This is a genomic window from Mycolicibacterium alvei (assembly GCF_010727325.1).
GTDB lineage: Bacteria > Actinomycetota > Actinomycetes > Mycobacteriales > Mycobacteriaceae > Mycobacterium > Mycobacterium alvei.
This window is the reverse complement of the sequence record NZ_AP022565.1, coordinates 2,547,811-2,566,788: the sequence shown is the minus strand read 5'-3', so window position 1 is coordinate 2,566,788 and position 18,978 is coordinate 2,547,811. Positions and strand designations below refer to the sequence as shown.

Genomic DNA, 18,978 nt, shown 5'->3' with positions numbered 1-18,978 from the left:
ACCCGAGGCACCGGCACAACTGAAGAGGGTGGCGAAATGACAACGGCGAGACTGGCCGCAGCCCTGACCACGGTGGCAGCGCTGATCCTGGCGGGCTGCTCCACCGAGGACAAGAAGCCGGAGACCCCGAAGGCGACCTCGCCCATCGACTGGAACCTGCCCGACGCCGACCGCTACCACCGCACGGCCACGTACCCGGTGTATCTCAACAGGACGGCCGGGGATCCGGTCGACGACGAGACCGTCGCCGAGATCTCCACCGTCACCCCGGACGGCAACACCGTCATCTACACCGACGCCGCTGCTAAACGCATCGGGTTCGTCGACATCCACGATCCCGCCAAACCCGTTGGTAAAGGCACGCTTTCCCTCGCAGAGCTGGGCCACAAGGACGACCAGCCCACCTCGGTCGCCGCGGTAGGCGAGCACGTCCTCGTCGTCGTCGACACCACCGGTGGCGACTTCGCGCACCCGTCCGGACGCGTCGACATCGTCCGGACCGCCGACCGCACCCGCGTGCACAGCATCGATCTGGGCGGTCAGCCTGACTCGATCGCCATCAGCCCCGACGGCGCGTTCGCCGCGATCGCCATGGAGAACCAGCGCAACGAAGAATTCACTCCGCCCGGCACGGAGGAAGGTGACCTTCCGCAGCCGCCGACCGGATTCGTGCAACTGATCGACCTCAAGGGCGCGCCGAACACCTGGAAACCCCGCAAGGTCGACTTCGACGTGGAGGCCGCGCGGGAAGCCGGGTTGGACACCCCCGAGGATCTCGAACCCGAGTACGTCAGTATCAACGCGCGCGGCCAGGTCGCGGTGACGCTGCAGGAGAACAACGGCATCGCCGTCATCGACGGCCGGGCCGGCAAGGTCACCAAGATCTTCAACGCCGGAACACAATCCGTCGACGGCATCGACACCAAAGAGGACATCTCCATCGACCCGACGGGTTCGATCAAAGACACCCCGCGCGAGCCCGATGCCATCGGCTGGATCGGTGACGACTACTTCGCCACCGCCAACGAAGGCGACTGGAAGGGCGGCACCCGCGGCTGGACGATCTTCGACGCCAACACCGGCAAGGTGGTGTGGGACGCCGGCAACTCCCTCGAACAACTCGCGGTACGCACCGGCCTGCACATCGAAGGCCGCGCGGAATCCAAGGGGCCCGAGCCGGAAGGCCTGGCCATCACCAACATCGGTGGCCGCCCCACGGCGTTGATCGCGTCGGAGCGCAGCAACTTCGTCTCCGTCTACGACGTCAGTGAACCGGCCGCTCCGAGGTTCCGGCAGATCCTGCCCACCACGCCCGGCCCCGAAGGGGTGCTGGCGATCCCGTCGCGCAATCTGCTGGCCATCTCCTCGGAGGCCGACGACGCCGACGCCCGTGTGCGGGCCTCGGTCAACCTCTACGGATACGGCGAATCATTCGCCACCGCAGGCAAACCGGACTTTCCGTCCATCGCCTCCGGCGATATCGACGGTGCCCCGATCGGTTGGGGTGCACTCGGTGCGCTGTCGGCCGACCCGCGGGACGGCAACCGGCTCTACACCGCCACCGACATAGCGTACGGGCCGGCCCGCATCCTCGGCATCGACGTCAACCGCAAGCCGGCCCTGATCGACACCGCGTTGCCGGTCACCGAACACGGCAAGCCCGTCACGCTCGACACCGAGGGCGTATCGGCCCGTCCCGACGGCGGTTTCGTGCTGGCGGTCGAGGGCGAAGACGGCCCCGGCAACCAGCTGGTCTACGTCGCCGCCGACGGCCGTGTCGAGAAGCGGGTGCCGCTGCCCAAAGACATTGCAGCCCAGCTGGGGAGCCAGGGCCTCGAAGGTGTCGCCTTCCAGTCGAACAGCGCCGGAGACGCCGTCTGGGTGGCGCTGCAGCGCGAGCTCAAGTCCGACCCGTTGGGCGTGGTCCGCATCGGGCGCTACACGCCGGACGGGGACAAGTGGGAATGGTTCGGCTACCAGCTGGACTCCACCACCGCCAAGGACGACTGGATCGGCATCTCCGAAATCTCGCTCCACAACGGAGAATTGCTGGTCCTCGAACGCGACAAACTCAACGGACCCGACGCGCGTCTGAAAGCGGTGTACCGGGTGGCGATTCCCGACGGCGGGGGCGTGACATCGGCCGCCGACAAGCCAACGGCTCTGCCGAAGACGTTGGCCCGCAATCTGGTACCGGATCTGCAGGCCACCAACAGCTATGCGCAGGAAAAGGTCGAAGGCTTTGCGATCGCCGGCAACCAGAACCTGTACGTGGTCACCGACAACGACGGGCTCGACGACGCCAATGGTGAGACGGTGTTCCTCGATCTCGGCCCGGCGGCGGCGGCGTTGAAGGGATAGCACTGGTTCCCGCCCTTGTGCCTGCCGACGTGAAAAGATGACGCGCATGACGGCGGTGTTCATCCGATCCGACAAGCTGTTGATCTTCGGTGGCCTGGCCATCTGCGTGCTGGCCGGCCTGTCCCATTACGGCGGCTGGCCGCACCTTGTCGCGTTCGGCGTCAGCGCGCTGGCGGTGGGTGTGCTGGCATCGCTCGTCGGCCTGGCCGTCGACCAGCTCGGCGACCGGTTCGGTCCCGGCGCCACCGGGGTACTGCAGTCGGCACTGGGCAATCTGCCGGAACTGTTCATCTGCATTTTCGCGCTCAAGGCCGGACTGGTGGACGTGGTGCGGGCCGCGCTGATCGGCTCCATCCTCGCCAATCTGCTGCTCGTGCTGGGCTTGGCATTCCTGGTCGGCGGGCTGAAGCACGGCCCGCAGAAGCTCGGTTCCGCGCAGGTCCGGACCATCCTGGTGCTGATGGTGCTGTCAGTAACCGCGATGGCGATCCCGTCGATCGCACACGAGGTGCATGCACCGGCCTCCGAGCACGAAGTGTCCTTCTCGATGATCGTGTCAGTGGTCCTGCTGGTGCTGTTCGGATTGTCGCTGCCGTACTCGCTGAGCCGCGACAAGGACAAGGCAAAGACCAGCGACCCGGTACCGCAGCCACACAAGGAGGCACCGCGCTGGCCGGTCGGGGTGGCGATCGGCATGCTGGCCATCGCCGGGGCGTCGGCAGCGTTCGTGTCGGACTGGTTCGTCGCCGCGCTGGAACCGGCGATGGACTCGCTGCACATCTCGCAGGCGTTCGCCGGCCTGGTGATCGTGGCGATCGCCGGCAACGCCGTCGAGAACGTCGTCGGTGTGCAACTGGCCGCCAAAAACCAGTCCGAATACGCCTTCTCGATCATCCTCAACAGCCCGATTCAGATCGCCCTGGTGTTGGCGCCGGTACTGGTGTTGGTGAGCCAGATCTTCGGACTCGCCTCACTGACCCTGGTGTTCGGGCCGATGCTGATCGTCGCACTGCTGGTCGCCGTCGTGCTTGCGGCGATCATCGCCTTCGACGGGGAGTCAACCTGGTTGGAAGGTGCGGCGCTGATCGCGTTGTACTGCATCATCGCCGCCTCGTTCTGGTGGGGCTGACGGGTCAGACCGCGAACGCCAGCCAGTAGCCGATGGGGATCGTCGCGAAGTACCCGAGGACGCCGACGGGGATACCGATCAGCGGTGTCCACTTCCGCCGTTCGGCGAATGCCGCGCCGGCCAACGCTGCTGCGCCACCTACCGCCACGCACATCCACGGAATCCAGACGAGCATGTTCTCACCGGTTACGGACAGTTGACACACCTTGTCGGTGCTTCCGTCATGACAGCCGGCGGTCGCCATGGCGAGCGGCAACACGAGCGCGGCGGCGACCGTAACCCCCAAAATGCCCATGCCACCGAGCAGCCCGGTGAACCACGCCCAGTGCTTCCCGCTGTTGCGGGTTCGGGCAGGTGATTCCGGGTCCGTCACCGATCAGCCCTCCGCAGCCACCAGAGACGTCAGCTTGATGTCGGGGTTGTCGCGCTGGAAACCCTCGAGCCGCCACGGCGTGGAGAACAGCACGAGCATGACGCCGTCGCTGCGGGTCAACACCTCGGCCGACACCTGACGATTCACGAAGTCCGCGTCTTCGGGCGAGACAACCCGTGCGATCTGGTACGGCAGGTTCTCCAGGGCGATCGGCGCGCTGAGCTCGGCGGCCATCCGGTGTGCGGCGACCTCGAACTGCATCGGCCCGACGGCGGCGAACACCGGGGCCTGCTCGCCGCGCTTGTCCGAGCGCAGGACCTGCACGACGCCTTCCTGCTCGAGCTGCTCGATGCCCTTCCGGAACTGCTTGTGCTTGCTCGGGTCGGTGCCGCGGGCCACGGCGAAGTGCTCGGGGGAGAAGCTCGGGATCGGCGGGTATGCCACCGGGACGTCGCGGTACAGCGTGTCGCCCGGGCGGAGCGCTGCGGCGTTGGCCAACCCGATCACGTCGCCGGGCCACGCGTCATCCAACGTCGAGCGCTGCTGGCCGAACACCGACTGCGCGTACTTGGTGACGAACGGCTTGCCGCTGGCAGCGTGGGTGAGGACGTCACCGCGTTCGAAGGTCCCCGAGACGACGCGCGCGTAGGCGATGCGATCGCGGTGCGAGCTGTCCATACCGGCCTGCACCTTGAACACGAACGCGCTGAACGGAGAGTCCACCGCGCGGTGAACCCCGTCGACGCCGAGTGACCCGCTCGGTGCCGGGGCCAACTCGACCAGGATGTCGAGCAGCTGGTTGACACCGAAGTTCAACGCGGCGGAGGTGAACAGCACCGGGGAGGACTCGCCGGACAGGAACGTCTCGCGGTCGTAGTCGGACCCGTCGATCGACAGCAGCTCGGATTCCTCGACCGCAGTCTCCCAGTCGTCCCCGGCGGCAGCGTGAGCGTCGGCCGCGGCGATGTGCTCCTCGGGGGCGGCGGTGGCCCCACCCGCGGTGCGGGTGAAGCGGATGAACTTCTCGGCCCGGCGGTCCATCACGCCCTTGAAGTCACCGGCGATACCGACCGGCCAGGTCAGGGGAGTGGTGCGCAGCCCGATCCGTTCGTGGATCTCGTCCATCAACTCCAGGGCGTGGCGGCCCGGGCGGTCCCACTTGTTGATCACCGTGATGATCGGGATCCCGCGGTGCTTACACACCTGGAACAGCTTCAGCGTCTGCGGTTCGAGGCCCTTCGCGGCGTCGATGAGCATCACCGCGCAGTCCACGGCCGTCAGCACCCGGTAGGTGTCCTCGGAGAAGTCGGCGTGCCCGGGGGTGTCGAGCAGGTTGATGACGCAGTCGCGGTACGGGAACTGCAGCGCCGTCGAGGTGATCGAGATGCCGCGAGCCTTCTCCATGTCCATCCAGTCCGACACCGTGGAGCGGCGGCCCGCCTTGCCGTGGATCGCGCCGGCCTCGGTGATCACCCGGGCATGCAGCGCGAGCGCCTCGGTCAGCGTGGACTTACCGGCGTCGGGGTGGCTGATGACGGCGAAGGTGCGGCGACGGGCCCCCTCGGCGGCGATCTTGGCAGCTTGGGCGGTGTTGGAGGCTTGGGGGGCCAGGGCGTTTTCGGTCATCTCGACTAGCGATGGTATGGCGGTTTGGGTGCAAACCCGTAATCGGCGACGTACGCGGGCAGGGACTGTGGGGTGAGGAAATGCAGTATCGCCGGTAGTACTCCATTACCGAATCGACTATTGGTCCCCTCTCCGGTGCTGATGTGACGCATGTGGCCAACATCTGAAACGACGGACAACCAAGCGGGCATCATCGTTCGTGATGAACATCTGTGTCTTCCTGTCCGCCGCCGACCTCGATGAGCGGTACACCGAACCAGCGCGCACATTCGCCGAACTCCTCGGCAAGGGAGGCCACACGCTCGTCTGGGGCGGGTCCAACAAAGGCTTGATGAAGGTCGTGGCCGACGGAGTGCAGGCCGCCGGCGGCCGGTTGGTCGGGATCTCGGTCGAGTTCCTGCGACAGCAGGCCCGGGCGGGAGCCGACGAGATGGTGATCACCGGCGATCTCTCCGAGCGTAAGGCGCTGCTGCTGGAACGCTCCGACGCGCTCGTAGTGATGGCTGGCGGGCTCGGCACACTCGATGAGGCCACCGAGATCCTGGAACTGCGCAAGCACCGGCGCCACGACAAGCCCGTAGTGCTGCTGAACACCGCCGGCTTCTATGACGGCCTGGTGATCCAGTTGCGCCGGATGGAGCAGGACGGGTTCCTGCCAGTGCCGCTGGATGACCTGGTGTTCGTCGCCGAGGAACCCGCCGCGGCGTTGGCGTACCTCGAGCGTGCCGTCAGCTGAGCAACGACACCGCCACGACTCGCCCACATCCCTGAGGCGTTGCGTCGAAGGCGAAGCGGTCCGGCTACCATTGAGACACTGATCACCCCCTGATCAATATGGCCCTCGCCGAACCACATTGGAGTGATGTTGACGTCTGTTCGTCGTGCCTATCTGGCGGTCGCACTTGCCGTGCTGGCCGTGTCGGGTGGCGTTGTTGTCTCGGCCCTGCCGGACTGCGCGGAGCACTGCCAGACGTTGGCCGCGGCACCCCAGGGTGCCCCGCAGCCCTCACCCACCGAACCGGCCAAGCTCACCATCACCCCCAAGCCCGACGCCGAGGTCGACCCGCTGGCCCGGGTCTTGGTCACCGCCGACACCGGCACCGTCGCGCGCGTGACGATGGTCAACGACGCCGGCAAAGAGATCCCCGGCATCCTCACTCCCGACTCCAAGACCTGGAAGCCGACCACCGCGCTCGGTTATGGCCGCAGCTACACGCTGAAGGTCGACGCGCGCGGGCCCGGCGGCATGCCGACCCGGAAAGCCACCACGTTCTCCACCGTGACGCCCGGCTACCAGGCCCGGGTCTACCTCAACGGCACGAACTACGCCTCGCTGCAGGACGGCGCCACCTACGGCGTCGGCACGGTCATCGTCGCGCGATTCGATGAACCGATCACCGACAAGGCCACCGCCGAGAAGCGGATGAAGGTCACCACCGAGCCCAAGGCTGTCGGCTCGTGGAACTGGATCGACGACCAGACCGCGCACTGGCGCCCGGAGAAGTACTACGCACCGGGCACCAAGGTCACCGTCGATGCCGGCATCTACGGCGCCAAACTCGGCGACGATCTCTACGGCGCGCAGGATGAGAAGGTCTCGTTCAACATCGGGGCCTCCCACGTCACCGTCGCCGACGACACCGACAAGCAGGTCAGGGTCTACGACAACGGCAAGCTGGTGCGGACCATGCCGACCTCGATGGGCATGGGCGGCACCGAGACGGTCGGCGGCACCAAGATGAGTTTCTGGACTCCCCGCGGCGTCTACACCGTGATGGACAAGGCCAACCCGGTGATCATGGACTCGTCGACCTACGGTCTGCCCGTCAATTCGCGGCTCGGCTACAAGACGACCATTCCGTGGGCCACGCGCATCAGCATCGACGGCATCTATCTGCATCAGCTCAACTCGACGATCTGGGCGCAGGGCAAGGAGAACGTCAGCCACGGCTGCCTGAACCTCAGCGGCGAGAACGCCGAATGGTTCTACAACTTCTCGGTGCCCGGCGACATCGTCGAGATCCGCAACACCGGCGGTGACCCGCTCAAGCCGGTCAACAACGGCGACTGGTCGATGCCCTGGGCCGAATGGGTCAAGGGCAGCGCCCTGCGCTGAGCCTCGTCACTAGAACACCCGACATGGCGGCGGGGGTTTCTTCACGATGGCAGGCAGGACGAACGTCTCGATGTAGCGTCGGGCCGCGTCGGGCTCGGTGATGCCGGGGACGGCCCTCACCAGGAAGCCCAGCGCGGTCGCGATGATGAACTGGGCGAGGTCGTGTGGGTCCAGCCCGGAACGGAACTGACCGGCGTCCTCGGCGATGATGCCTTCGATGGTGGTCGTCACCAGTTCGGTCAGATCAGAGTCCCCAGCGATCAACGAGGCGATCGTGCCCTCGGGCGTCTGATCGGCGATCGTGTTGAGCAGCGGATCCGACACCAGTTCGGTCGCGACGATCACCAGACTCTCGACCAGCAGCGCGATGGGCCCGGCACCGTCGGGTATCCGCGGCAGGATCGACCCCATATGCCGCTGGGTGGTGCGCTGCACAATGGCCGCGATCAAATCGTCGCGGTTGGTGAACTGGCGGTAGATCGCCGTGCGGGAATAACCCGCCTCGTGGGCGATGACCTCCATCGTCGACGCCCGGTAGCCGCGGGTGACGAACAGATACTCGGCGGCATCCATCAACACTTCGCGTGCCTGCTCGGCGGTGTTGCCACCACCCACGGGTCGGCCCCGGGGGCGACGTTCTGGTGCTGGCAATCGACTGTCCTGCTCGGCGGCGGGTGGGGTTTCAGTATGCCGGACGGTCCCGCCGAACAATAAAGAAACATTTTCAACCATTTGTTCCGTTTTCCTGCGGACGTCCGACGACGGCGGTTAGCGTGCCTGCGTGACCACACGGGGGCGAACAAGTCATGCAGTGGCGGCGATCGGTTGGGGCGTGCTGGTGATCGCCCTCTGGATGGGATTGATCGCGGGAACGGCCGCGACGGCCCACGCCGATCCCGGCCTCGAGAAGTCAACCACCCAGTCCGCCAACGACTCCGGTGCATCGACGAAACAACGTGGCCCCGCCTCCCGGCTCGGCCCGCGCAAGGAGAAGCCGCGCCGGGAGGGCAACACACCGGTGCATCAACGCCCGCGGCTATCCGCGCCGAAGTCCCTGCCACCGCGTTCCGACGTGCGTGGCCTGGTCGACAACCTCACCACCCGCACGCGGACCGCCCTGACCGACCTCGCCGATCGTGCGCCGAACGTCCGTTCCGCACAATCACTTACGCGCACCAAAGTCTCCACGAAGCGGGACGTGCCGGAGCTGCCCGAGGTCGCCGACGCCACCGTGGCGGAGAAGGTGGTACCGGACATCGCGGACGCGATCGACGTCATCACCCACCCGGTCGAGGTGAAGGCGCCGCCCGCCGGCGTCGACGCGGTCCTCGACCGGGTCACGAGCCCGATCCCGGCCCGGGGCCGCCAGATCGTGAAGCCCGTCGCCGCCATGACCACCCCGATCACCGCACCGCGGTCGGTACCGGTGGTCAACATCGTCGGCTCGCTGGTGTTTAACGCTATCGGCACTGCGCTGCAGGTGTTTTCGGGAACGCCGGTGCTCCCGCCCGGCAGTAACGTCACCGTCCGCACCTCGACGTTGGGCATGCCGGGCACCAACCAGACTGTGCGCGCCGACTGGTACTTCCCCGAAGACCCGGACTCCGTCACCGGCGTGACCTACCTGCAGCACGGATTCATGGCCACCGGCCCGATGTACAGCTACACCGCGGCCTACCTGGCCGAGAACACGAACAGCATCGTCGTCGTCCCGTCCCTCTCGTCAAACCTGTTCGACCCGAACGGCGAATGGATCGGCGGCGAACCGATGCAGCAGTCGGTGGCCGACCTGTTCGCCGATGACCGGCCAGAACTGACCGCGAGCGCCAGTGCGGCAGCCGATCACCCCGTCACCCTGCCGTCCACGTTCGTTCTCGTCGGCCATTCCCTGGGTGGAATGCTGGTTACCGGTGCCGCCGGACGCATGGTCGACAACGGCGCGGTCGACGACCTGGCCGGGGTGGTCCTGCTCGATGCGGTGGACACCCACCGCGACATGCCCGAGGCGCTGGGCCAGCTCCAGGGTGCCAATTACCGTCCCGTGCTACTCATTTCGTCCGAGCGGTATGTGTGGAACCGCAACGGCACCGTCGGTGACGAACTACAGGCCGCGCGGCCTGGGGAGTTCAACGGCGTGATGCTGGTCGGTGGGCGGCACATCGACGGACTTCAGGGTGGCAACGTCATCCTGCAATTCGCCGAGTACCTCGTCGCCGGCTTCTCGCAACCGCAGAATGTCGATGCGGTCAAAACGATTGCGGCCGGGTGGATCAACGACATGTACCACGGCACCGACGACGGCGTCTACGGCGCACCGCAGGAGAGCATCGAGGTTCCCACCCCGTCGGGCACCGCCACCGCGGTGGTGCTGCCCTTCACCTCGACCGAGCCGGTGCAGGCGACGCCGTGGGACGGGCTGGTGGGGCCGATCCTGGATGCGCTCTTCCCGTACGCGGTGTACGAGCCGTTGGCCGGACAGTCTGTTTCGCTGACCGTCTGAGAGCCGAAAATCGGTGTCGCCGCCCCAGGATTCAGACCATACCCTGGTGAGGACACCGAACCGGGGGGTTGCCGTGGGGGAGACACCGCCAGAGGAATACCCGCACGAATGGGTGGACCGGTACGGGCCCCGGGCGTATGTACCCCAGGCCTATGTCCAACCGCCGTCCGCGGCCCATCTGGCCATCCGGTGCGTCGCTGCGGTCATCGGCGGCGGTGCCATGGCGTTCTGGGCGCTGATCGTCTACGTGATGCTAAGTTCGGCCTTCGACACGAACCCGGCCACCGATCCGCACGGCTACGGGATCGTCTTCGGTGTCATCACCTCCGTGCCGCTCAGTCTCTTCTGCGCCGTGGTGTTGCCGTTCGCCGCACCCAGGCGCTGGTGGGGGCGAGCGTTCGCGATCTCGTTGCTGAGCCTGATCGCCGTCAACGCGCTGGTGTTCTGGGCGCTGAGCGTCTCGGGCGCCGGGTAGGTCCGCACCGGAGTTCGCTGGGACGCGCTGAACAAGGCATATACCAAGCTCAGCTATACATTTTGCCGCGAAATCGTTAACCGAATTGGTGCGGCATCTATGTGTGATTCAGCCCACGGACGATGTACATTGTGATCGCTGTCATACGAAAGGGCGTGCAATGCTCAGTGCATTTGTGGGTGTACTTCTGCTGGTGCTCGGCATCGGCGCGGTCGCCGGCGTTGTTACGGCCGTAGTGATGGGGTTACCTACCCTGGCGCTCGTGATCGGTCTCGTTTCCGGCGCATTTTTCGCCGGACGGGCCGTTTAGAGCTTCAGCCGCTTTCGCAGGCCGGTCGCTCGGACTGCCTGCCGGGCGATGGCCGCGCGGATTTCCGCTTCGGAACCCACGACCCGCACCCGCGTCTTGGCCCGGGTGACTGCGGTGTAGAACAACTCCCTCGTCAACAATCGGGAGTCTTCCGGCGGTAGCAGCACGGTCACCTCGTCGGCCTGGCTGCCCTGGGACTTGTGGATCGTCATGGCGTGCATGGTCTCCACCTCGGTGAGCCGGCCCGTCGCAAACGTTCCCGACCCGCCCACGGTGGCGCGCAGCCCGTCCGGTGTGGCCACGGTGACGCCGGTATCGCCGTTGTAGAGCTTGAGCCCATAATCGTTGGCCGTCACCAGGATTGGCCGTCCTGGGTACCACAATGCCCACGTGGGCTCACCGGTCGCCTCGGCCAGCCACCGCTGCACCTGACGGTTCCACTGCGCGACACCGAACGGACCGCGCCGATGCGCGCACAACAACCGGTGCTCGTCGAGGATGGCCAGCGCCGTGCCTGCATCCCCGAGAATCGCCGCCTGGCGCAGCGCAAGGGCATGGGGCACAAGTACTTCCCGCAGCCGCTCGCCTGCGTCGGCGGACACCCACTCGACATGCTCACCGCCGGCCGCCAGTACCTCGACCGCGCCCGAGGCGTCCCCGGACCGAATTGCTGACGCCAGCGCACCGATCGACTCACCGAACCGGTGCGAGGTTTGCAGCGCCGCCACCCCACGCGACCCCAACCCCTCGACCAGATCGGCCAACACCGCCCCGGCCTCCACCGACGCCAGCTGATCGGGATCGCCCACAAGTAGTAGCCGGGTCTGCGGACGCACCGCCTCCAACAACCGGGCCATCATGGTCAACGACACCATCGACGTCTCGTCGACGACGATCACGTCGTGCGGCAACCGATTTGCCCGGTGATGACGAAACCGCGACGACGTGTCCGGACGCGACCCCAACAGCCGGTGCAATGTGGTTGCCTGCAGCCCGGAGATCCGCTCACGGTCCACGTCATCGAGCCGGTTCACCTCAAGCTGCACGGCCTCCTGCAGCCGGGCCGCGGCCTTGCCCGTCGGCGCGGCCAGCGCGATCCGCAGCGCCGGCCGGCCGGCCAGCGCGGCCTGCTCGGCCAAGAGCGCCAACAACCGAGCCACCGTGGTCGTCTTACCGGTGCCCGGTCCACCGGTCAGCACCGTCAGTCCCTGCGACAACGCCACCTTCGCCGCCGCCCGCTGCTCCTCGAAACCCGGTGGGAACAGCCGCGCCACATCGGGAACCACGCCGCCCGGCTGGGCGCCCACCAGGGCCAGCACGTCGTCGCACACCTGCTGCTCCTCCAACCAGTACCGGTCGAGGTACAGCAGATCCCCGAACAGCCGCAGCACCGCAGGTGTGCCGAACAGCGGGCTGGCCGTTACGGCCGCCAGCCACTCGTCGACCGGCGGCCAGGGCAGCTCGGGGCGCTGGGCCTGCTCGGCCACCGAGCGCAGGTCCACACACACCGAGCCGCCGCGCAGCGCCCGCACGGCCAGGGCCAGAGCGAGTTCGACGGACGGGTCAGTGTCTTCCGCGAGCGTGCACAAGCGTTGGGCCACCTGCACATCGGCAGGCTCGAGGATCTCGGCGAACGCGTCCAACATCATCGGGCCCCCTGATCCAGTAGCTCCGACATCGCGACGACCAACGCGGCGGGTGGCTCCCAGCCGAACACCCCGGCCGGGTGTCCGTCGACGACGGGCGTCTGCGGCCCGCACATCCCGCGCACGAACAGGTACATCGCCCCGCCCAGATGTGTGCCCGGGTCGTAGTCCGGCAGCCGCCAGCTCAGGAACCGGTGCAATACAACGCTGTACAACAACGCCTGCAACGGATAGTCCGAGTGCAGCATGGCTTCCGCCATCCGGCCACGCCCGTAATCGGCCGCGGTGAGCGGCGCGTCGCCGGTGCCCAGCCAGTTGGTCTTGTAGTCGACGATCACGAAGCGTTGCCCGATCCGCAGCACCACATCCACCGAACCGGACAGGTAGCCGCGCAGCGGCTGACGGCCCAGCAGCCCGGTCGACAACCGCTCGGCATAGACGGCCATCGGATCGTCTGCAGGGAGATGCTCGTCGAGCAGGGCCCCGATCTCGGCCAACCGGGCGTACTCACCGCCGCGCAGATCGCCGCCGGCCATTGGGAACTCGAAGTCCAACTCGCACAACCGGTCCGCCAACCCGATCTGGCGCAGCGTCATGCCGGGCGCCAACGGGCCCAACGGAGTGTCGTGCATCGGCACCAGCGCGGCGGCGAGTTCGTCGGCCTCGATCTCGACGGGCCAGCGGGCCGCGTGGCGGCGGACCTCGGCCAGCAGTTCGGATGTCAGATCCGCGGCCAGCGGGTCGGCGGTCTCCAGCACCGCGTGCACAAGCGATCCGAACGCGGCCCCGGTCGGCAGCGACGCCATCGGGGAGGGCACGTCGGCACCCTGGGCGGGGGCGACGACGGCGATGTCGGTCGACTCGTCGTCGAGCTCGGCGACCTCGGGCTCGCTGGACACCCCGGAATTCCCGGCGTCTTCGGCCGCCCGCAGCAGCCCCGAATACGACGTGCGCCGCCACGCGGTGTCGATGGAGCGATGAAAATGCCGTGCCGCCAGATCATCCGGTATCGCCTGAGCCGGCACCGGCATGACCGCACCGATCACCGACTCCTCCAGCAGCGGACCACCCGCGGCCTCCCAGGCCTGCAGCCGGGCCAGCGCATCGTCATCGGAGACCCGGGCCGGTGCACAACGGTCGGGCACCACGGACTGCCCGGGCGCACGGCCCCGCAACAGGCGCGACAGGCCGCCGTTCGGCTCGTCGTTGGACGGCGCCCACCACGCCACCACCTGCGACTGGGCCCGGGTCATCGCCACATAGGTCAGGCGGCTGTCATCGGCGGCGGCCTCGGCCCGCCCGGCGCGGGTAACCGCCGGATCGGGGCCACCGATCTGCAGGCAGCGCACCCCCTCGTCGTGGAACAACACCAGATCCGGCTCCGGCACATACCGATTGAACGCGAACGGCAGATACACGATCGGGAACTGCAGTCCCTTGCTCACCCACACCGTCATGATCTGCACCGCGGCCGCGTCGCTGTCGAGGCGACGGTTGCGTTCGGACGAACCCCGGCCCTCAGACCGCTGGGTGCGCAGCCAATCCCGCAGGGCGGCCAGCCCGAAGCCCTCCCGGTGCGAGGTGTCGCCCAGGAGCTGGGTCACCTGCGCCAGATCGGTCATCAACCGCTCGCCACCCTGCCACGACAGCACCCGCCTGCTCATCCCGGCCAGCTGCGCAGCCTCGAATATCGCCGCCACACCCCGATCCCGGGCATGACCGGCCCAGGTGCGCAGCGTGTCGGCGACCCGGTCGGTCAACGCATCACCGCCCGCGGCAAGAGTTTCCGCGGTCTCCCCGAAGAACATCGTGGCCGCCGCGGCACGCACCAGCCCGGTGCGGTGCGGCTGATCGAAGGCCTCCAACAGATACAGCCAGTCCCCGGCCGCATCGGAATTGAACACATCCGAATCCCCGGTGTAGACCGCGGGGATACCGGCGTCGAGCAGCGCGGTATGGCAGGCCCCGGCGTCCTTGTGGGTCTCGACGATCACCGCGATATCGCCCGCTTGCAGCTGCCGGTCGGCATAGGTGGCGCCGCTGGCCAACAATGCCCCGATGTCGGCGGCCAGATCCCGACCGATGTGGTGGCGCAGGTCGGCGATCGGAATCACCTTGGTGCCGGTGCGGTTCCGCGGCACCACCCGCAGCCGGAAGGGATCGTTGTAGGGCGCCCCGGCCAGCCGATGACCCTGATGGTGTGCCTGCACGTCGTGCACCACGATGTCGGGGCCCCCGAGTTCGGCACCGCGCAGCACCGCCTGCAACCGGTCGACCAGCACGCTGTCGCTACGCCAGTTGGTGCCCAGCGTCTGCTTGTCTCCGGCGGTCGCCGCGGCCCGCAGATAGGTGTCGATATCGCCGCCGCGGAATGCGTAGATCGCCTGCTTGGGGTCACCGATCAGGATCAGCGTGGAATGCCCGGAGAACGCCCGCTCGATCACCTGCCACTGCACCGGGTCGGTGTCCTGGAACTCGTCGACCATCACGATCGGCCAGCGCTGCGCCATTCGTACCCGCGCCGCGGAACCTTGAGCGGCCAGCGCCCCGGCCAGCCGGGTCAGCAGATCGTCATAGCCCAGCACGCCGCGCCGCCGCTTGCGAATCTCCAACTCCGCCAGCACCGCCCGCGCGAACGCCACCCGAATCCCCGCCGGGGACTCCGGTTCAGGTTCCAGCGGGCGCAACTCGGTCGCCGGATTGGCCACCACCACCCGGGCCAGTTTCAGCGCCTCGGCATACCCCAGCTCCGGGGTTTCCCGCAGAGCGCCGAAGTGGGCGAGATACAGATCGTCCACGATCTCGCAGACCAACTCGTCCAGACTCTCGACCAGCGTCACACCCGAATCGCTGTCTCCGGCCACACCAAGGGATTTCAGGACGATCTGGCAGAACTGATGCGTGGTGGCGATCGTCGCCGCGTCGAAACCAGCCAGGGCGTCGCGCAGCCGCTGCCCGCGGGCCTGCTGGTCCTCGGCGATCAGATACCGCAGTAGATCGTTGTCGGCGCGAGCCGGGTCCTCCAACGCCGCCAGCGCACCGACGATCTGGGCCCGCACCCGCTCCCGCAACTCCTGACTGGCAGCCCGGCCGAACGTGATGAGCAGCATCTGATCCAGCGTCGCCGCGCCCTCGGCCACCAGGCGGGTCACCAGACCGGCCAGCGCAAAGGTCTTGCCGGTGCCCGCGCTGGCCTCCAACACCGTGGTGCTGTTGGCCTTCGGCAACGGGCCGAGCAGATCGAAGACGTTCACCGGCGCGACCTTTCGGCCTGCAGGACGGGCAGCCACAACCGCTCGGCGTACTCGCCCAGCCCGACCAGCCGGCTCAACGGCGCACTGCGGCCCCACGCCCGCACATGGGCCGGCGCCTCATCCTCGCCGGGGAATTTCCCACTGCGCCAGCGGTAGGAGGCCTCGCGCTCCGGGTCGTCACCGGCATGGCGCGCTGCCGCCCACGCATAGGAGGTCTTGACTGGCAGCGGTAGCGGCTCCCGGCGGCCCGCGTCATAGATGGCCACCAGATCGCCGAGTAGCGCGACCGGATCGTCCGGACTGTCCAACGTTTCGATGAGCGGGGTGTCGCCGCGCCGGGGCCGCCCGATGCACACCGCCGACCAGTCCCGGCCGGGATGCCCGGCAGCCAACGCCAACAACGGAATCCAGGACTGCAGGAGATGCTTGCCGCCGAGCTTGGAGTAGGTCACCGACACCAGCCGGTCACCGAACACCGGCGAGACCGTCCCGGTGATCCGCCGCCCGCCGCCCAGCTGGATATCGACGTCAAAGGCCTGCGGGTCGGCGTCCCGGTACCGCAGCGCCTCGGTGGCCAGCAGTGCGCACCGATCGCGCAGCGCGATCGCGCGGCGCCAGCCCAACTGTCCCGGCGGCAGGGTGCCGCGCCGCCACTCGGCCTGCTGGGCGTCGGCCGGGGTCATGCCCCGCATGATGTCGCCGAGCATCCGATCGCCGACAGTCCATTCCTCCAGGGCATCGATATCGACCGGCATCACATCCGACACCCCGTCCACATCCCAGGGCAGCGTGTAGTCCAGCGCCCGGAAGAAGCCCTTCACCGGATCCCTGAAGAAGGTGACGAGATCCTCCAACGCGACGTCACCAGTGGGAAGGGCCGGCAGCTGATGCGCGAAGAACGGCGGCCGGCTCGCCCGCTGCCCGGCGCTGGCCTGTGCCGCGGTGAGCACGGTGGGGTCGAAGGTGAACGGCCCGTCGGGTAGCAAAGCGCCGGGCGTGACGTTGCGAATGTCGAAGGGCTGCAACGGGTGTGTGGTGACAACGACCGGGGGTTGTTCGGCGGTGACCCTGAGGGTGTCGAGCAGCTCGGCCAGCGGCACCGCCGGCGGCCGGGCCTGACCGGAGTACTCGTTGGCGCCGGTATAGGTGACCACGAGCGTCTGCGTGGCCGCGCCGATCGCGTCGAGCAGCAACTGGCGGTCCTCCGAGCGGATGTCGCGCTCACCGGTGCGGGGATCGCGGGCCAGCACGTCGTCGCCGTCGACGGCCCCCAGTCGCGGAAACACGCCGTCGTCCAGTCCGACCAGGCACACCACCCGGTGCGGAACCGAGCGCATCGGCACCATGGTGCACACCGTCAGGGTTCCGGTACGGAAGTTGGCGCGCGTCGGACGACCCGCCAGATGCCGATCCAGCAGCGCCCGAACATCACTGAGCCGCAGCGGTGTTGCTGCCGCACCTGCGGCGTCGGTGATGTCCGCGAACTCGCGCTGCACCTGGGCCGCAGGCCACTCCTCGTCGGAACAGGCCAGCGCCTCGATCCCGGTGCTCAGCGCCGATAGCCACTCGTGCAACGGTCGGACACCGCTGAGCTGACGGACCGTGTGGCTGAGCGTCTCCACGAAGTCGGCGAACCGGCCGGCCAGCTCGACCCGGTTACTGCTGACGTCATCGAGCGGCAGCGTGGTGCCCAGCCAGGCGTGCGAGTCATCGGACATCGCCACCCCGGCCAACACCCGGTCGATGCCGAAACGCCAGGTGTTGTGTAGGAACTCGACGCCGTACGGGCCGCGGTGCTCCTGGTCGAAACCCCACCGGATGTTGGCCTCACGTACCCAGGCGGTGATGGCCTCCAGATCATCGTCGGTGAATCCGAACTGGGCCCGCACCGGATCGGACTCGGCCAGGTTGAGCACCTCGCTCGCGGTGGCCCGCCCGCCGGCCAGGGCCAGCACCGACGCGGCCACCGAGAGCAGCGGATTCGTCTGCACCAGGGCACGATCGGCCAGCCGCACCCGCAGCCGGTGCGCCGGATGCGCGCCGCGTACCACATCGCCCAGCCCGAACCCGGCCGTGATCAACGGTGCGTAGGTCTCGATATCGGGGCACATCACCAGGATGTCGCGGGGCTCCAGTGTCGGATCGTCGGCGAGCAGGCCTAGGAGCACCTCACGCAGGACCTCGATCTGACGGGCCGGGCCGTGGCAGCTGTGCACCTGCACCGAGCGGTCCTCCCGCCGCGGCACCCGCCCGGTCGGCCGCACCGCGTTGGCCGCAATATCCGACTGCAGCCATCCCAGGACTGTATCGGGATAGCCTGTGCCACTGAGATATTCGTCGGTCTGCGGAATCGGCAGCCCGCGCTGCAGTTCCCGCAGATCGCGGCCGAGGGTGGCCAGCAGCGGGTGGCCCACCACGCGGTGACTGTTGTCCTCACGGCGGGGGAGCGAGCCGGTGTGCTCGGCCAGTGACTGCCATAGGTCATCGCTGGGGTGCGGTAGCCACAGGTGCAGATCGTGATGGGTGGCCAGCGCGGTGAGCAGTTCGATCTCGGTGGCCGGTAACCGGGTGTGCCCGAACAACGACAGCCGCTCGGGCAGATCACTGGGCGATTCGATCAGCCGGGCAAGGGTTTTCGCGTGCCGCAGGTGCGGGGGATCGGCGTCGATCCGCTTGAGCAGTGCCTGCCACAACGGAGCCTGCCAGGACAGGTCCTCGGGCAGCTCCGCCCAATCGACCAGCAGTTGCGGGCGCTGCCGCGCATACGAGGCGAACAGTCCGGCCAACCGTCGGGCCACCGCATAGCGTCGGCCCTGACGCAGCTCATACTCGTCACCGGTCTCGAAGTGACCGAGATGGGTGGCCACCGGCGCACACCACGGCTGATCCAGGTTGTCGTCGATGACCGCCAGCAGCGGCCAGGCCATCGCGTCGGCCGACCACGGATCGTCCTCGGCGGTCCCGGTCAACTCGGCGATCAGCGAACGCGGGTTGCGGAACTCGACCGCCGCGCACACCCCCAACCGGTTCGACAGCCGCTGACTCAGCCAACGCTCCACACCCTTGGCCGGCACCAGCACCAACTCCTGGGCGAACGGGTCAGCCGGCGGGTGCGACAGCAGATCTGCCAGCCCGTCGGCGAGCAGATCGGTGCGCTCGGCCCGGTGCAGGTGCAGTGCCATCGACAG

The 18,978-nt window shown here is 67.8% G+C and carries 13 protein-coding genes; 7 read left to right on the top strand and 6 right to left on the bottom strand.

Annotated features, from left to right (window positions below):
* Positions 1-36 precede the first annotated feature (36 nt).
* Together G6N44_RS12410 and cax are read left to right on the top strand one after the other, a co-directional pair.
* Positions 37-2,361 (top strand): esterase-like activity of phytase family protein, encoded by a 2,325-nt coding sequence (locus G6N44_RS12410; RefSeq protein ID WP_163664350.1) that lies wholly within the window; start codon positions 37-39, stop codon positions 2,359-2,361.
* 37 nt (positions 2,362-2,398) lie between these two features.
* Positions 2,399-3,490 (top strand): calcium/proton exchanger, encoded by a 1,092-nt coding sequence (gene cax / locus G6N44_RS12405; protein ID WP_235683008.1) that lies wholly within the window; start codon positions 2,399-2,401, stop codon positions 3,488-3,490.
* Positions 3,491-3,494: 4 nt separating this feature from the next.
* Here the strand turns inward: cax and G6N44_RS12400 are convergent, their stop codons facing one another.
* A complete protein-coding gene (locus G6N44_RS12400) occupies positions 3,495-3,863 on the bottom strand; it encodes a hypothetical protein (RefSeq protein WP_163664349.1) in 369 nt (122 codons plus the stop codon).
* Between the two features lie 3 nt (positions 3,864-3,866).
* Positions 3,867-5,489 (bottom strand): peptide chain release factor 3, encoded by a 1,623-nt coding sequence (locus G6N44_RS12395; protein ID WP_163664347.1) that lies wholly within the window; start codon positions 5,487-5,489, stop codon positions 3,867-3,869.
* A 202-nt stretch (positions 5,490-5,691) separates the two neighbouring features.
* On the opposite strand from G6N44_RS12395, the gene G6N44_RS12390 reads away from it, so the two are divergent.
* The gene (locus G6N44_RS12390; RefSeq protein WP_163664345.1) at positions 5,692-6,225 is read left to right on the top strand and encodes an LOG family protein; all 534 of its coding nucleotides are present in this window, start codon (positions 5,692-5,694) and stop codon (positions 6,223-6,225) included.
* A 123-nt stretch (positions 6,226-6,348) separates the two neighbouring features.
* On the top strand, positions 6,349-7,605 hold the full coding sequence (locus tag G6N44_RS12385; RefSeq protein WP_163664343.1) for a L,D-transpeptidase: 1,257 nt from the start codon (positions 6,349-6,351) through the stop codon (positions 7,603-7,605).
* A gap of 9 nt (positions 7,606-7,614) precedes the next feature.
* Here the strand turns inward: G6N44_RS12385 and G6N44_RS12380 are convergent, their stop codons facing one another.
* On the bottom strand, positions 7,615-8,220 hold the full coding sequence (locus G6N44_RS12380) for a TetR family transcriptional regulator (protein ID WP_235683007.1): 606 nt from the start codon (positions 8,218-8,220) through the stop codon (positions 7,615-7,617).
* 166 nt (positions 8,221-8,386) lie between these two features.
* On the opposite strand from G6N44_RS12380, the gene G6N44_RS12375 reads away from it, so the two are divergent.
* From G6N44_RS12375 to G6N44_RS29055, 3 genes are all read left to right on the top strand, one after another.
* Entirely contained in the window at positions 8,387-10,105 is a 1,719-nt protein-coding gene (locus G6N44_RS12375) for an alpha/beta hydrolase family protein (RefSeq protein WP_163664338.1), read from the top strand.
* Positions 10,106-10,151: 46 nt separating this feature from the next.
* Positions 10,152-10,580, top strand: a complete 429-nt coding sequence (locus G6N44_RS12370) for a hypothetical protein (RefSeq protein ID WP_163664336.1) — start codon at positions 10,152-10,154, stop codon at positions 10,578-10,580.
* Positions 10,581-10,740: 160 nt separating this feature from the next.
* Positions 10,741-10,890, top strand: a complete 150-nt coding sequence (locus G6N44_RS29055; protein WP_170309394.1) for a hypothetical protein — start codon at positions 10,741-10,743, stop codon at positions 10,888-10,890.
* On the opposite strand, the gene recD is transcribed toward G6N44_RS29055, so the two are convergent.
* From recD to recC, 3 genes are read right to left on the bottom strand one after another with little or no spacing between them, the layout of a single operon-like run.
* Positions 10,887-12,536: an exodeoxyribonuclease V subunit alpha gene (recD, locus tag G6N44_RS12365; RefSeq protein ID WP_163669868.1), complete on the bottom strand. Its 1,650-nt coding sequence runs from the start codon at positions 12,534-12,536 to the stop codon at positions 10,887-10,889. The two genes, G6N44_RS29055 and recD, sit on opposite strands and share 4 nt — an antisense overlap.
* Entirely contained in the window at positions 12,536-15,790 is a 3,255-nt protein-coding gene (gene recB / locus G6N44_RS12360) for an exodeoxyribonuclease V subunit beta (RefSeq protein ID WP_163664334.1), read from the bottom strand. Before recB ends, recD begins: the two co-directional genes overlap by 1 nt.
* Positions 15,787-18,972, bottom strand: coding sequence for an exodeoxyribonuclease V subunit gamma (gene recC / locus G6N44_RS12355; RefSeq protein ID WP_163664332.1), 3,186 nt, complete (start codon positions 18,970-18,972; stop codon positions 15,787-15,789). The genes recB and recC overlap by 4 nt, the downstream gene beginning before the upstream one ends.
* Between the last annotated feature and the right edge of the window lie 6 nt (positions 18,973-18,978).